General features: G+C 42.2%; 18 protein-coding genes and 1 pseudogene. 8 read left to right on the forward strand and 11 right to left on the reverse strand.

Going from position 1 to position 15509, the window contains the following annotated elements:
• The 4 genes from KNO73_RS14440 to KNO73_RS14455 all read right to left on the reverse strand — a co-directional run.
• A partial coding sequence (locus KNO73_RS14440) for a hypothetical protein (protein WP_215112670.1) occupies positions 1–953 on the reverse strand: 953 nt, incomplete at its 3' end.
• Positions 954–1019: 66 nt separating this feature from the next.
• Positions 1020–1244 (reverse strand): hypothetical protein, encoded by a 225-nt coding sequence (locus KNO73_RS14445; RefSeq protein WP_012390467.1) that lies wholly within the window; start codon positions 1242–1244, stop codon positions 1020–1022.
• Between the two features lie 12 nt (positions 1245–1256).
• Positions 1257–1439, reverse strand: coding sequence for a hypothetical protein (locus KNO73_RS14450; protein ID WP_024127793.1), 183 nt, complete (start codon positions 1437–1439; stop codon positions 1257–1259).
• Between the two features lie 298 nt (positions 1440–1737).
• The gene (locus KNO73_RS14455) at positions 1738–2226 is read right to left on the reverse strand and encodes a helix-turn-helix domain-containing protein (protein WP_214686110.1); all 489 of its coding nucleotides are present in this window, start codon (positions 2224–2226) and stop codon (positions 1738–1740) included.
• 304 nt (positions 2227–2530) lie between these two features.
• Here KNO73_RS14455 and KNO73_RS14460 point away from each other — a divergent pair, with 304 nt between their 5' ends.
• A complete protein-coding gene (locus tag KNO73_RS14460) occupies positions 2531–2785 on the forward strand; it encodes a helix-turn-helix domain-containing protein (protein WP_215112671.1) in 255 nt (84 codons plus the stop codon).
• Positions 2786–2981: 196 nt separating this feature from the next.
• On the opposite strand, the gene KNO73_RS14465 is transcribed toward KNO73_RS14460, so the two are convergent.
• The 3 genes from KNO73_RS14465 to KNO73_RS14475 all read right to left on the reverse strand — a co-directional run bounded on the left by KNO73_RS14465 (position 2982) and on the right by KNO73_RS14475 (position 5108).
• Positions 2982–4130 (reverse strand): pentapeptide repeat-containing protein, encoded by a 1149-nt coding sequence (locus tag KNO73_RS14465; RefSeq protein WP_215112672.1) that lies wholly within the window; start codon positions 4128–4130, stop codon positions 2982–2984.
• A gap of 318 nt (positions 4131–4448) precedes the next feature.
• Entirely contained in the window at positions 4449–4751 is a 303-nt protein-coding gene (locus KNO73_RS14470; RefSeq protein WP_353048434.1) for a type II toxin-antitoxin system RelE/ParE family toxin, read from the reverse strand.
• An 18-nt stretch (positions 4752–4769) separates the two neighbouring features.
• Positions 4770–5108 (reverse strand): AbrB/MazE/SpoVT family DNA-binding domain-containing protein, encoded by a 339-nt coding sequence (locus KNO73_RS14475; RefSeq protein WP_215112674.1) that lies wholly within the window; start codon positions 5106–5108, stop codon positions 4770–4772.
• Positions 5109–5382: 274 nt separating this feature from the next.
• On the opposite strand from KNO73_RS14475, the gene KNO73_RS14480 reads away from it, so the two are divergent.
• The 5 genes from KNO73_RS14480 to KNO73_RS14500 all read left to right on the forward strand — a co-directional run bounded on the left by KNO73_RS14480 (position 5383) and on the right by KNO73_RS14500 (position 9914).
• Positions 5383–6231 carry a ParA family protein gene (locus KNO73_RS14480; RefSeq protein ID WP_206479694.1) on the forward strand — a complete coding sequence of 283 codons (849 nt, stop codon included), beginning with the start codon at positions 5383–5385 and terminating at the stop codon, positions 6229–6231.
• A gap of 5 nt (positions 6232–6236) precedes the next feature.
• On the forward strand, positions 6237–6602 hold the full coding sequence (locus KNO73_RS14485) for a DUF5388 domain-containing protein (RefSeq protein WP_215112675.1): 366 nt from the start codon (positions 6237–6239) through the stop codon (positions 6600–6602).
• Between the two features lie 869 nt (positions 6603–7471).
• Positions 7472–8797, forward strand: a complete 1326-nt coding sequence (locus tag KNO73_RS14490) for a primase C-terminal domain-containing protein (protein WP_215112676.1) — start codon at positions 7472–7474, stop codon at positions 8795–8797.
• 15 nt (positions 8798–8812) lie between these two features.
• Positions 8813–9172: a hypothetical protein gene (locus KNO73_RS14495; RefSeq protein WP_215112677.1), complete on the forward strand. Its 360-nt coding sequence runs from the start codon at positions 8813–8815 to the stop codon at positions 9170–9172.
• A gap of 199 nt (positions 9173–9371) precedes the next feature.
• On the forward strand, positions 9372–9914 hold the full coding sequence (locus KNO73_RS14500; RefSeq protein ID WP_215112678.1) for a hypothetical protein: 543 nt from the start codon (positions 9372–9374) through the stop codon (positions 9912–9914).
• A 162-nt stretch (positions 9915–10076) separates the two neighbouring features.
• Here the strand turns inward: KNO73_RS14500 and KNO73_RS14505 are convergent, their stop codons facing one another.
• From KNO73_RS14505 to KNO73_RS14520, 4 genes are all read right to left on the reverse strand, one after another.
• Entirely contained in the window at positions 10077–10634 is a 558-nt protein-coding gene (locus KNO73_RS14505) for a recombinase family protein (RefSeq protein ID WP_215112679.1), read from the reverse strand.
• Positions 10635–10878: 244 nt separating this feature from the next.
• Entirely contained in the window at positions 10879–11634 is a 756-nt protein-coding gene (locus KNO73_RS14510; RefSeq protein ID WP_214756944.1) for an adenylate cyclase, read from the reverse strand.
• Positions 11634–12242 (reverse strand): Pycsar system effector family protein, encoded by a 609-nt coding sequence (locus KNO73_RS14515; protein ID WP_251025019.1) that lies wholly within the window; start codon positions 12240–12242, stop codon positions 11634–11636. Before KNO73_RS14515 ends, KNO73_RS14510 begins: the two co-directional genes overlap by 1 nt.
• 138 nt (positions 12243–12380) lie before the next feature.
• A complete protein-coding gene (locus KNO73_RS14520) occupies positions 12381–13928 on the reverse strand; it encodes an ISL3 family transposase (RefSeq protein ID WP_214756942.1) in 1548 nt (515 codons plus the stop codon).
• Positions 13929–14321: 393 nt separating this feature from the next.
• Between KNO73_RS14520 and lnu(G) the strand changes: the two genes are divergently transcribed.
• Both lnu(G) and KNO73_RS14530 read left to right on the forward strand, forming a co-directional pair.
• Positions 14322–15125, forward strand: coding sequence for a lincosamide nucleotidyltransferase Lnu(G) (gene lnu(G), locus KNO73_RS14525; RefSeq protein WP_002333496.1), 804 nt, complete (start codon positions 14322–14324; stop codon positions 15123–15125).
• A 123-nt stretch (positions 15126–15248) separates the two neighbouring features.
• Positions 15249–15395: pseudogene (locus tag KNO73_RS14530) on the forward strand (JAB domain-containing protein); the annotation flags it as partial.
• Positions 15396–15509: the final 114 nt, after the last annotated feature.

Below are 15509 nucleotides of genomic sequence, written 5' to 3' on the forward strand. Positions count from 1 at the left end.
TCGATCTTTACTTGTACGGCAGGGTCGTTTGTTTTGGACGCCCACTCATTCGCGGAGTCGATGTCCCCGAGGTAGAGATAGGCGGTCACTTTCGCCGAGACGCGGGGAGCAGTCCATTCCACATTTTCCGTTTTGGCCACGGTCTCATAATCACGTTCCAGTGCGGCGATATCGAACGCGCCCTCATCGGTCGGATGTGACGCTTGGAACTCCTGGAGCCGTTCCAATTTCTCTTTACCGGATAAGTCGATCCCGGCCAGCTTCGTCTCGATCAGGATGGGGTCATCCGTGAGCTCGAGCGCTTTCTGGTCTGCGCCTTCTGCCAAATAGAGGTCAATCAATAGGGCATCTTCTTCCTCGGACCGCTCTTTTCGTTCCAGTAAATTGATTAATGAGGCTTCCTCACCTTGGAGCGCTTGGTCGTAAGCATCTAGCCACACCTGTTCGCCCCCGTTTGCCTGCTCAGCGTGTGCCTCTTTATCAATGAACCATTGCGTGGCAGTGAACAACGATGTGAAGAGAATCCCGACTGTGGCCGCCCCGTAGATAAGGCGGCGCTGTAGTCGGGTCAGGCGTGATTGATAGGTCGACGATACAATCGGATTCGATTTAGCGGACGGGCGCTTATAGTCGTCCGGTGTCTCGGACTCGATCTCGTCGAGGAGCCACATCTTCTTCGCGTTATCCTCTTTCTTCGTCCGGATCCGTTGCACCCGGTCCTTCACTTGATGATACAGGTTCGGATAGGTGCCTCCGGTCCCGAACGTGAACGTCCCTCGATAGAGCAGCTCGTCTTTCTGATCGAAGAGCCGGAAGTCACCGGAACAGTTCGTTCCTTCCTCGCTAAGAATCTGGTGCAGATCATGTGTCGCGACGACGGCATCGGCGAAGGTGAGCCGCTCATAGTTCTGGATCCGCGTGTCCGGCACGTCGGTGAATCGTACAAACAGCATCTCGTTCCTCCTCTCGTTTCAAGCAACAAAAAAAGCCTTCCGATTGGAACGCTGCGTAAATGTGCATTAGAATTTGATATTCTGGTCGACCATCTCGGCGAGCGTGAATGCGCCCATGACGATGATCAGACCGACGGCGCCCCCGACAAGCCAGCCGACGGCTTTCGAGCGGCCACGATCCCCGCCGAAGATGAAGTAGAAGCCCCCGATCGCAAAGGCGATGGCCGCGGCGATAACCGCGAGTCCCTGAAAGAACTGAAGCAAGCTGAGCCCTGTCTCATTGAGTCCCATGTCGTTCCCTCCTTAGTCCTGGTGCGTCGGCGACTTGAAGCTGAGCTTCGCCTCGAGCGCCTCCAAAATGAGTTCCTGGTTGTCCTGGATGACCTGTTGATGTTGTTCGTCGAGCCACTCCTCATAGTCCTTCCCACGGATGCGTAAGAGTTTCTCGGCGAAGCTACGGTTCTGTTTCTGTTCTTTTGATGCCACAGTACACACTTCCTTCCCTTGATCTCGTGATGTGCAGCAGCACATCATTAAGGACAGTCGGATTCGGTGCGGTGGGTTTCTAGCGGTTCCCCCACGAACTCCGCTCCTCGTGAATCAAAGGAGCTGTACAGGGTTTTTCGATGACCCGGAACGATTCTGTGACCTTATGGCGAGTTTTAGGCGACTCTCGCCGAACCATCTGTGCGTAAATCCCGCCCACCCGGTCACTGGTGAGGGACACGCCGGTATGTGATTGGAGGAGACCATCCTTAAGGATGTGCTGCTGCGTCGATATCGGTTACTGTCGGACTCTTTTCCGCTTCTTGACATGGATGAGCTCGTCATCCGGATTCTTGCGCTTGGCGAGCACGTGTGCGTCACAGACGACCGTACGGATCCGGTAGTAGAGTTGCGTCAGCTGAACCGCCTCGCCGCTCCCTTTCTCGATACCGATGAAGCCGTGTAGCTCATACGTCTTCCCGTCGAACGTGCGGACCGAATCGGCCTGCGGCAACTCCTTCAGGTCGAACCGGCGTCGTTCGAGCTTGGTGACGGACCGCTTCGTCCCGTATCCGAAGTCGATGGCGTCCCACGGCACCGTCGCGAGCGTATGTCCGAACGCTCGGGCCAGGTGATCAATATCGGCAATCGACGGCACCGAGCGATTCTGTTCGTACTGACTGATGGCGGGCTGTGAGATTTCTCCGAGCGTCTTCTCTGATAGTTCGACCTGTGACCAGCCCGAGAGCCGGCGGTTCTCCTTCAACCACTCCCCGAATCGATACATAAGCTTTCCCCTTTCTGTAAATCAGAGCGGCGACCAAACAGATGTTTCCTTTTGTTGGTTCCAATATAGCAGGGATAAAAATAAAAATCATCAGTTTTCTGATATGTCAGAAATTTTACAGTTGACGATTCTTGTCGAATCCGCTCTATACAAGGGATAAAGAGCAACAGTAACTCAATATTTTTGATTTTGTCGCACAATTGTAAAAAAATAACGGTTTAAGTATAGATAGTAATGACAAGTATTTTGATTTCAAGAGATTGTGTTAGGGTAGAGGAATAGAAGAGTTCGTAAAGAATAAGTGATGAAGAGAGTACTTGGATCGTGGGGTGAGCAAGTGGAGTTGAACAAGGCAATCATCGAGCGTATGAAAGAGCTCGCAACGGAACATAATATGACCATCCATCAAGTCATTCAAAAAGGAGGGTTGAATCAGGCGACGATTTCTGAATTGATGAACGGACGGACAAAGCATCCAAAAGTAAGTACGATACAAAAATTTTGTAATGGTATAAATATTTCGATCAGTGATTTTTTTAATAACGGAAAATTTGATTAATTTCTAAAAAATAGCATTAAATATCATTATATTGAACGATATTTAACGCTATCAGATCATTAAATCTAATTTTATGTATTCAAGAGTTAGGGTTTGTTCTCATATACTTAGTTTGTGTCCCTGAAATGATGCCGTTGTGTCAGGAGGAGAGGGAACGATATCATCGACATCGATTGAAACCTCTTCAAATTCGGTGTCATCGTACTTTAGCATCAGTTAGGTTAGCGCCATCTCGTTTTACGCCACGTAGTTTAGCGCCAGTTAAATCAGCACCACGCAGGTCAGCTTCACGCAGGTTAGCTTCACGTAGGTCAGCGTCTCGTAAGTCAGCGTCTCGTAAGTCAGCGTATTGTAAGTCGGCGTATCGTAAATTAGCGTCAGTTAGGTTAGTTGCACGTAAATCAGCTTCACTTAAGTCAGTGTTAGTTAAGTTGGCATGACTTAGATTGGCTTCATATAGGTTCGCACCTCTCAGATGTGCACGTTCTAAGTCAGCGTGAGTTAGGTTAACGCCACATAGCTGAGCATAACTTAGATTAGCCTCACTTAGAGTGGCGCGAAAGAGGTAAGCGCCTCTTAAATCAGCGTGAAGTAGGTTAGCGCCACCTAGTTTAACGCCACCTAGTCTAGCTTCACTTAGATCAGCTTCACTTAAATCAGCGTCAGTTAGGTCAGCGTTAGTTAGGTTAGTGTTACTCAAATTGCTACCACTTAAATCAGCATCAAGTATATAAGCGTCAGTTAAGTTAGCGTCACTTAAATTACTGCAATTTAAATAAGTGCCATCTAGTTTAGCGTCAGCTAGGTTAGCTTTACTTAAGTTAGCGCCTCTTAGATCAGTTCCATCTAGGCGAGCGAGACTTAAGTCAACACCACTTAAATCAGCGTCAGTTAAGTTAGTTTCATATAGGTTAGCGTCACTTAGGTCAGCGCCACATAGTTTTGCACCAACCATTTCTGCTTCACTTAGGTCAGCGCGAAATAGATAAGCCTCACTTAGATCAGCGCGAAAGAGGTAAGCACCAATTAGTTTGGCGTCAGTTAGATCCACATCAACTAACTTAGCGTCAGTCAGGTTAGCCTCACTTAAATCAGCGCCAATTAGGATAGCTTCACTTAAGTCAGCGCCACGTAATTTAGCACGAACTAGGTTGGCTTTTCTTAAGTCAGCGCCGCGTAGTTTAGTGTGAAATAAGTAAGCTTTTTTTAAGTAAGCACCACTTAGTTTAGCGTCAGTTAAATTAGCACAAAAGAGGTCAGCACACCGCCCCTCGTCTTCGTCATCATGCCATTTTTTATGGTTGGTTAGGATGTCGCTAAGTTGTTTTGGGGTATAGGTATTCATTTTGTTCCCTCCTATAATTTCATAATTCCGAACGTTTATAATGACGCCAACTATATCTTGGACAATCAGATGATTTCACGACTGAATGGCTGACGTGAGCGTGGGTAAGTAGGATAATCTCTGCATCAAGAAAGTATTTCTGGTGTCCGAGTACAACAAAGAGCACAAGCAGTGCAAAATTCATCCTTCTAAATTTAAAAGTAAGTATCCTTGGTTAAAGTGTAATGAATCTACTTTATTATGTGTTATTAATTTTCCAAATTAAAAAAACGCTTAAGTCTAACTTCTACATCGACTCAAGCGCCTTTCATTAATGATTTATTTAGACTTTAAATATCTTTTCAATTCATGATAAAAGTTTTCTCGTGTTCCAGCTAAGATAACGACAATCAATTCCCCATCATCCCCCACTTCAATGCTGTAGGCAATCTCATAGACGGTCCCCTTATGCCTGAAATCATAACCTCTGATGCCGGTCAGATCTCCTGTCTTAAACTCGCCAATTTCAGGGTTACTTACAATCTTTTGAAGATTTATTTTATACAGCTCACTAAGTTGTTTATCTTTCTTTTTTAGCTTCTCAAAATATTTTTTGGCTGCTGGATGAAATACAATTGGCACGTTATCATTCAATTCAAATCAGTCCTCGTCGTCATCTCCGAATAAATCATCTATTGATGTTGGCTTAGTGCTTGTTGCTTCCTTGATCATCTGTGAAATAGCCGGACGAATCATATTTTTACGGCGTTGAAACTCTGTCAAAATGTCGTTCCCTGTGAAGCCCTCTTGAATAACATCTGCTAATATTTCTTCTGAGAAATCATCCGTATGTGTTCTTACTGGTTTGATATTAATAACTCCGTCATTCAGTTCCATAATAATCTCTTTTTCAATACCGATTGCATCAAAGAATTCTTTTGGAATGGCGATTTGTCTTTTGCTGGAGACGGCAACCTTTTTCGTTTTCGTTGCTAACATGGTTTATCTCTCCTTTTTTCACTTTACCATTTTCATTGTTGTGTAATTTATTTTCGCTCGGCTTTTTCATTTGTTTGTTTTTTGTTGGCTGATTGTTTTGTTTTTTAATTTACATACGGTAAGAATTCTTACTTTTTACTTATACTAACTATATATCACTATCTGAATTAATTCAATCTTTAACGTGAAATAATATCAATCCATTTGTATACATGTATACAAATGGAGAAAAGTTTGATACGTTAAAGTTACAAATAAAAAAGGAGGCACTAAAATGACCAATCAGCTTGATCTCTCACAGCAGGAAGCGATTGTTGTGACATTTGGAAACTTCAAAGGCGGCACGGGAAAGACAACGAATAGCACGATGCTCGCTTACGCATTGGCCAAAAAAGGCTATCGTGTGTTGCTCTGTGACCAGGACCCACAAGCAAATGCGACTACCTTGTTCTTGAAGACAAAGGCTGCACGAGAAGATGATTACATAACCTTCGAGAAAACATTGATGGCCGCAATGCAAGAAGGTGATTTGAGTAGCATCGTCACAGAAGTTACGGATAATCTATTCCTACTACCTTCATTCAGTGATTTCGCGCAGTACCCGAAGTTTCTTGAGAAAAAGTTTGAGAAAGAAGTGGACCGTGTGACGTATCTTTCTACTCTTCTCGAACCTTTGAAGAGCGAGTTCGATTTCATTTTTGTGGACGTTCCCCCTACTATCTCCATATATACAGATTCAGCCCTCTATGCCTCTGATTTCGTTGTCGTCGTACTTCAGACACAGGAACGAAGCTTGCAGGGTGCTGAGGTATTCACACAGTACCTACAGACGTTGCTGGATGACTATGATGCTGATTTTGACATTCTTGGAATCCTACCGGTTCTTCTTAAAAATGGTGCAGCCGTCGATATGGCAACGCTTGAAAATGCCAAAAATGTATTCGGTGAGCATAACCTCTTCAAGGGTGTGATTAAGAACATGGAACGCTTGAAACGCTACGACATCACAGGAATTGTGGAAGAAGACATGCATGACAAACGTGTCATGGAGACATATGCAAAAGTCGCCGAAGAGTTCTTGCAACGTCTCGAAACAGAAATGAATTACGTGGAACAGGGGTGAACAACATGTCAGATTTGATTCAAAAACCAGTAAGAAAACGTTTGCTGGAACGTAAAGGTGCAGCAGCTCCTCAACAAACATATAAAGCTGAGGTATCTGAAGACCAAACAGTGGAATCAAAAACCACGTCTCAGAAAGAAACCTCAAATAAACGAGCAACTAAGAACTCGGTCAATATAGGGTCAAGCACTGTTCGTGTATCAAACCTCACAAAAAATAAATTATCAGCGTTAGTGACGATGGGCAAAGCAGATTCAGCAGATGCTATCATTTCAACGATGATTGACGAGTATCTTGAATTACTTTCTTCAAATGAAAGGAAAGAATACGAAATAATTCGAGATGTTTTAATGATGAAGCAAAAGAAATAAAAAGGCAGTCCACGACGAACTGAACCTTATCTATTAATGAACGAGCGTGCTCTACTGGAGCACGCTCGTTTTTTTGTGTGACTACAATTCGTCTAGATGTCATTAAGGTATATTATTTTGCTGGATGTTCAGCCACATTGAGCTCACATAAATAAAATTTTAAAAACGGTATACATGTATACGTGTATACAAATCTACATGTATACAAATCTACATGTATACAAATCTACATGTATACAAATCTACATGTATACAAATCTACATGTATACATGTATACATCGGGAATGGAATCATCTGAAATATGGCTTCAAATCAACGTTTTTAGCGAAATATCCAGTCTGATTTTGTATACATGTATACAAATCTACATGTATACAAATCTACATGTATACAAATCTACATGTATACGAGTATACAAATCTACATGTATACAAATCTACATGTATACATTGCTTTTTATGAGCATAAACTCGAAAAAAAGCTGTTGTTAAGCGATTTCTTTTATGAAAACATAGGGTTATGAAGTTCTTTCCAGTAGGAAAAATCGGCATAAAAAAATCTGATAACCTGGCCGTTATCAGATCCAAATCATCTGACTTAATTGTCAGACTGTGTATTTAACAACGCTTCACCCTAAACCAGCCATCATAAATAGATTTGTAGAAACCAAGATTTCTAAAAACATAATACGATGAACTGATCCTTTTTCATGCGTTGTTCAAAAGAAAAACGTGACGAACAAAGGCGTCTTTCTTATGCAATCATTTTAACATTGTTCTTTCTTCTCGACAATGTTCATAGTATTTCAGAGAAATGGATACGCAACAATTTACGATGAACCATAGAACAGAAGAAAGGAGGATGTAGCATGGAAGTATTGAGAAATCTTTATCGAGACCAATTAACGGAAGCTCCGAAACGGGCCTCTCAGATCGAGAGAACCGGATACAGCAAAGACCTAGGATGGATCTTTGTCTGCCAGGAGTTCACACAAGCGCGTGCCATCCGTACATACCGCTCACTCTTTGGGGCAAAAGAGAAGTATACATATTTCACACCGAACACTTTTTACCGCAACGACCAACGTCATGCGGGCTCTTTGCGTTGGTTAAACGCCATGGTTATTGATATCGATGTCAAGACGTCGCAGAATGCAGGAATGATTTTCCCGGACGTTATGGATCGGGTGACGAGCGCAGGCCTGCCGACACCATCACTCGTCGTCCAGACGCCTTCAGGCGGATTCCATGTGTATTGGTACTTGAAAGAACCAAGACGCGCATTTCCAAAAGTCGTGGATCACTATAAGCGCGTTCAACGAATGATTGCTGAGGAGATGAACGCGGATCTTCAAGCGATAGGCGCTGAACGTTGGTTCCGATTACCGACAGAAGAGAACACAGTTTTTCGTTCGGGAGAACGCGTCTCTTTTGACGACCTTTGCGACTGGTTGACCGAGCAGCAAGAGAATCAGTCGAAGAAAGGTAATGTGGCTTTAGGCTCGACGGATTTATTATCTCACCCAGCAATCCTAAAGCTATTACAAGGCGTGGAAGAGGGCCAACGTGATAACACATGCTACACCCTTGCTCTCGCATACAAGGCTGCGGGATATGAAGAAGATCAAGCCCTATCGTCACTTTATAGCTGGAATGAAAAGAATAGCCCATCACTTCGTCAAATTGAGATTAAACGAAAAGTGAAAAGTGCCTTTAAGCCAGGCTCTCCACTTGGCCCTTCATCATATTGGATTGAGACGTTGTCTGGGATCGAGTTCAAGTATCAAGTCTGGGAAGGCGCAAAACCGCGTGAAGAACGTACATATAGTCATCTAGATGAATGGAAAGAAGACATCCTTGCAGTTTTACGCAAAAACGGAGGGTGTATTTGTGGTGCGCAACGAACGCTTGTTTCTTTAATCACATCATCAGTAGACCCTTCCAAGTGCTTGTCATACGCAACATTCAAACGCCTTGTTGCTGTTATGGTGGAAGAAGGACTAATAACAAAGGAAGTAGAAGGAAGGGGAAGATGTGCTAAGACAACGATAATGTTGGTTAAGAAAGATAATGTAGTTCTTTTCCCTGGTGCAATCGAATTTAATGGGCTCAACTCCAATACATTTATAGATACGGTGGTGGGTGGGTCTCTTTCTTATCCTTACGGTATGAGAAATAGTTCTAATACTACGTAGATTGGGTGTGTATGTATGGTCTTTATTCCGTTCTCTTTTCCTGTAATTGTTTCGTTCTCTAGGCTGTTTGAACAGACATTTTTTGTTTATAGTAAACCTAATCACAATGACATTTCACGAGTATTAATAGATATTGGGATATCTGGTGTAGATTCTCGGACCTCTGATCCAGGTATGGGGAAGGTAAAACGTATTGAGTATCTTCTTTACAGTTTGTCTTCTTCTGAAGATACTCTTGATTCTGCTCAAAACTTATTTTTTAGATTAATGGCTATGCTTCATGCTCATGGAGGTTTTAGAAAAGATTCAGAAAATTATGTAGGAGTTGAGGCATTCGAGAACTTTCGTAACGTTTTAAAAACTGATAATCAATGATCATGAGACAAAAGTTGCAATAGAGTCTATGGGGATGATTTCAGAATATATGATGAGTAAGTTAAGACAAGACAAATTTAAATGAATGTGAGGATAATAACGTTCATAACTTCATCTTGTTCGATATTTGAGGAGTGATTACGAGCGATAACCATTATTGCTAACTACAGATACACTTATTAATGAGGAGGAGACTTCTATGACTTTGACTAAAACAAGACTTGCCCTACTTTTCGTTGTAAGTCTTACCGTGACGGGTATCATCGGTTACATCATCGGTTCAGATGTACCGCTTTTCGATCGAAATTCGGTTGAAGACGTCACACCTGTTGAGTTTGTCCCGTTTGATGCTTTTAAGATGCTAGAAAATAATGACCTTGCAGAGACCAGTTATCGAGAAGATTTCGAGACTGCAGGCGGGGCAAACGGCATGTCGCAGGATACTCCTTATATTCGAGCTATAAACGCGTACCAGATGACGCTAGAAGGATATCGTGATGAACTCGTTAATGCTCAGATTAAAGATTTGAGTCCCGATGCTGAAGAGTACCGTCAGCGGGTTTTAACTAGTGTTGCGACGACGCTTACTTATTTGAAAGCTCTTGAACAGCATGGTATCTACGGTGATGGTTTGTATGGTAATCCGATGCCCTTACCGCCATCTGATGCTCACGCAGCGGAACGAGTCGAGCTCATATTGCTCGCCGAGCAGTTCCCGTGTTCCTGCAGCGCTTCGAAGTGAAATAGCGGTCCTGTGTTTTAGGTCTAACCAAAATTAACGTATAAATATAAAGTATGGCATTGAGAAAATGAGGTCTTCTAACCCATTTTCTCAATGCCATATGCGGTCTGAAACAATGGCTTTTGAGTAATGATGTTAATCATTTTAGGTCGAGTCGGATCATCACTCAAGATGATCCGACTCTTTTTTATATTTATAAAATGTGGATCTTGAGATATTTAAAGTCTTTGTAATATCATCTACCGTCATCTTGGCTTCATACATCATCATAGCTCTGGCCATTATTTGTTCATCAATTGGTTTTCTTCCACCCATTCTTCCTCTGGATCGGGCAGCTTGAAGTCCAGCGTTCGTACGTTCGCGAATCAATTCACGCTCCATCTCCGCCAATCCAGCCATCATAGTGAAAAACAGGCGACCTGCGGCGGTGGAAGTGTCTACACCTAATGTAATGATTTGAAGATTGATTCCGCGATCCTTCAAATCATCAATCAATTCAAGAAGCTTCTTTGTGGTTCTCCCCAACCGATCTAGCTTCCAGACGACCAGGGTATCACCTTCTCGTAAATAATCTAAGCACTTCTCAAATTCTGGTCTCTTTTTAACACTGGAGGCCTTCTCTTGAAAGATTTTAGTACAACCAGCTTTCTTAAGTTCATCTAGTTGCGAGTCCAAGTTCTGATCGAGGGTTGATACTCGTGCATATCCAATTTTCGTCATGAAGCACCTCCGTTTGTTTGTTTATCCATTAATGATAACAGAAAACGAACATTGATAAAAAGATGAGTTAATGGACAATGGAGATAAAATAAAAAAGGCTTTAAATAGCCCTTTTTATTTTCATGTGAATCAATAAACAATGATGTTTTTTTAACGTTCGTTTAAAGAACAAGAACATTTTTCAAAGCTACTTTATCTATTAAGGTACCTACTATTGACTGATTATAACGCAATTGTTTTGAACTTAGTCGTGCATTCCATTCTGAATCCATTCATCAAATTCTAAAAGTACTATGTTAGCATGCCAAAAAACTCCACGACTTAAGTCGTTCTTTTTAAACCAATATTTTTCAACTGAAGAGTCTTTAATTCTTTGCTCCTCCATATAATTCTCGTAAAAATCAGAGGACATAACAATTGGTTCAATGCCATCTTTATTTCCAAGGTCAGAGAGTTTGGCAGCAGTTGCAACAGAAGATCCAATCCAAACCAAATTATTAATGCCAGAGTTTTTTCTTCCGGCTTTTACAGCTAAAGTTTTGCTGGCAGCTAAACCAATTCCTGCTTTAATGGTCGGTAATCCTCTGCTAATAAGTAATTTGTTTAACATATTTAAATATGTGTTTATACAAAAAGCTCTACTCGCGATATCAAATACATCCTCTTGTAAAGGTGTTGAATAAATTGCATATACACAATCACCTCTAATTCCTATCTCCTTTAAATATTCTTCATCAGTATCTTTTTTCAAAATTTCAATTATTTCTGAGGTGAATCCACGAATTAATTTAGCTACTTTAACATCATCTTCTCCAGAGAATAAAGTTGTAGAGTCTCTTAAATCTACAAAAATTGCAGATGCCACAGCTTTATATCCATTTGTATAAGTGAAATTATCGTCTCTTGGGAATTTTTCAACTTCGTTAACAGCATCTGTATTATCCAATATTTCTTCAACTTTTTTCTTTCGCTCTTTGTAATCATAATCTGTGAACTTCATTAAGAGATACCTCCTAGCTTCACTAAAACTATTCCTACTACATACATGGTTAGTATTCCTGCTACACCAATAAAAGTGTATCTGATTCCTTTCTGATAAAACTTGAATTTGGCTGAACAGATTTTTGCATTGATGTAGATTTGAGAAATTAGATCTTCAATCTCGTCTTCAAATGTTTCATTAAACACTTTTTCTCTAAACTCCACATATTTTTTATCTTCTGCTGACTCGAAGTAGTACAGAGAATCATGATATGTATCCTGCCCGAAAAGATTTACTTCTTTTTTCATCGTTGGGACCAAAACTCTTATTAACAAGTATGATCCGCGTACGAAAATGCCCCAAAAGAACAGGAACAGTCCCAGATATAAAAAGTTTGAAAAATTAATATTTTGTATGGCACGAGAAAGGATTTGATTCAACATACCTATTGAATGCTCTGATGTAAATATACTAAGAAATATTCCTACCCCAGCAATTACAATAGAAGCCTTTGTATCACAACTCTTAATCCAATCTAGGTGTCGGTCTAAGCGTTGTATTAAATTATTTTTATCAATATCTAGTCGTGGGTCCAAATTCATTCCTCTTCTCATAAAAAATAACATCTATTTCCTTATTACCATTATACGACAAATTGAAAAAAGTAAGCCAATCCTCAGATTTAAAAGAGAACGGTTCTTACGCAATGTTGGTGAACGATAATGAGCAATCGCCCGAAGGTGGTCGCTCATTTTTTTGGAATATCAGTGAGCACAACTCGGATCGGGATTTCGACAAAGCACCCGAATTCTGAGCAAGTCAAAATTTCCCCTTCCGTACATGAGTCGCTTCATCATCTTTAGACGATTGACGTTTCCTTCCACGTAACCATTGCTTTCTTCAAACTGACAGGCCGCCAGGATCACCTCTACATTTTGTTTGAGGCGACCCACGAAACGCTTCAGTCCGGGATGTGATGTGACTTGTGGATTGGTGATCAACGAAAGGAGATGTCCCGCGTCCCGTTCCCGAATAGCTTCCCGAAATCCTTGAATGAAACAGAACGGGATGGCGAGGTCTTCGTAACGGACCAACAGGTACGAGACATCGATGGTATCATTCGGCCTAGTGACAGGCCATTGCCAGAGTAGACGACAGGCATCCTTGCGCGATACGAAAACCTGGGGTTCAGGAAGACCCTCACTCCGAGCGTCGCGTGAACGGTGACGGACCGCGCCAAACGAGCCTCTGTAACCTAATTGTCTCAGATGAGCGTCCGTTTCCTGGAGTGTGTATCGATTTCGGACACATTCCCTCAATTGTGGCATGAAACGATCGATCAAGTGAGGTCTTTGTCGTTTCGGCGGGGAGGGTTCGTAGGCCGGATCACTGTATTTTTTGACGGTCCTCCAATTCAAGCTGAGCATCTGGGCGATCGCATTCAGACTCATCCCTTGGCGGTGCATGCTTTGAACCCTTTCGACCAACGGTCGTTTTGTCTCGTTCTCGGGTCCAGTCGGATGTTGCGGTTTCAAACCGTATGATACGGCACCTTTCGGATTTACAGGGATTCGAGAGGGGAGGACACGCTGGCATATCGAATTGAGGCATCGCCATAGGTTATCTACGAGGTGGAAGCGGTCGCTCACCACTACGATGTCCTGGTCGAGCAATGCCTCTTGATAGGCTGGGAATCGATCGACCGATGCGCGGATAGGCCGTTTCTCCAGATTCACAAGCCAATCCTTCAACATGTCTGCTTCGCGGGTCCGCAGCAGGTCGATGGGACGATGGGTTGTCGCGTCACAGATGATGGTTCCGTATCGGTGACCCTTTTTGAAGGCGAAGTCATCAATGCCGATCACCTCAGCACAGGGGCTCGGGACGGGCACGCGTCGTAGCACCCTAAGTAGCGTGTCGTGACTGATTCGAAAACCTAGGACGGTCGTGACACGCTCGGCTTCCTTCGCACTCATAGCCAACATTAAAGTGGACAACACACGCTCCGTACGGAGCGTTCTCCGCGAATGAGAAATGGCCCACGGCAATCGCTCTGTAAAGATGGAACGTTGGCATATTGAGTTGTCGCAGAACCATTTCGGTACTTGAATGTTCAGACGGAAAACCTGATGTATTCCTGAGAAGTCTTTTAGCCGCCGTGTCGTGAAACTGTGACGTCGGTGACAAAACCGACCACAGTCTGGACAGCATGCACCGCTGGACACGAGACGAGCGGCACAGTGTCTCACCCCATCGTGTGAGTGAGCACTCGTGACGCACAGTCGATCATCTAAGAACTCCAACTCGTTCATGGAAATCAATCCTTTTTGATTTTATTCCCATAATGTCGGCATCACTACCTCACCAACATTGCGTAAGAACCACTCCTATTTTGCACTACACACCAACTTGTGCTTTGAACTTTGAAGTGTTAAAATTAATAAACTATTAATCGAAAGGAGAGATGGGTGGACAATGAAGAACTAATCTAATTTTTAACAAATGAAATAGTATATTTCAGTTTAAAAACTTAGGATTAGTCTGCCCATTTTTCCATATACTAAATAAATGTAAGACTGAATAGCTAAAAAGGCTAAATAGTTTTATTTGAGTGTCTTAAAAAGTGACATGACTAATCCTTCCAACATTATTTGGGAGGATTTTTTATTTCTCCCTGAATCAAAATAAAGAAAGAAGGAATCGAATTGTTAAAACAAAAGGAACTAATGGCAAGGGTTAAGGAACTTGTCCAGTCAGATGAACGAATATCTGCTTGTATGATGTATGGCTCTTTTACAAAAGGAGAGGGAGATCAATACTCTGATATAGAATATTACGTTTTTCTAAAAGATGATACAATTTCCACCTTTGATTCAGCAAAATGGCTAAATGAAGTCGCTTCCTACACTTTACTCTATCAAAATGAGTACGGTACGGAAGTAGTAATTTTTGAAAATCTAATACGTGGTGAATTTCATTTCCTTTCCGAAAACGAAATGAATATTATTCCTTCATTCAAAGAATCAGGCTACATTCCTGACACAAAAGCAATGTTTATTTATGATGAAACAGGACAACTAGAATTGTATTTATCAGAGTTGGAAGGTCCGGGACCAAATAGACTTACAGAAGAAAACGTAAATTTTTTATTGAATAATTTTTCCAACCTATGGTTAATGGGGATTAATGTTCTTAAAAGAGGGGAAAATGCACGTTCACTGGAACTTTTATCTCAATTACAAAAAAATATACTACAACTCATTCGAATTGCGGAAGAAAATGCCGATAATTGGTTTAATATGACAAAGAATCTTGAAAAAGAAATTAGTCCTGAAAACTATGAAAAGTTTAAAAAGACTACTGCCCGATTAAATGAATTAGAACTATATGAAGCCTATAAGAACTCTTTGCTTCTCGTTATGGAACTTCGAAATCTCGTTGAAAAACAGTATCAATTAACCATTAGCGATGATTTTTTAGGCAAACTGTTTAATTATATGAACGAATAAATAAAAAGCCTGTATCTCAAGTGATAACTAAGATACAGGCTTTAATTGTTATTTACTTTAAATACATGTTCTCAAAGTGAAAGTATTGATTTTAATGGATTTTTAATAGTTTACTCTTGATAAGACGCGACCCCGAGCCGGGAGGACATCCTCGTCTCCGAACGGTTACATGAGGCGGGGGACCTCATCGGCATCCCGGTGCTCGACCATCTCATCCTCGGTGCGGACGAGTCGTACGTCAGCATGAAACAACGGGGTTACATGGGTTGAACGGAATGGGGTGGGGCCGGGGGACCGGTCCCGGTCCGTCCGGTAAGGGCAAGGACGAAAAACGTGCGTTTTTCTTTGAGGAGACGGGCGCCTCGCGTTGCTCCCGCCTGGATC

The organism is Exiguobacterium sp. s83 (genome assembly GCF_018617095.1).
GTDB lineage: Bacteria > Bacillota > Bacilli > Exiguobacteriales > Exiguobacteriaceae > Exiguobacterium > Exiguobacterium profundum.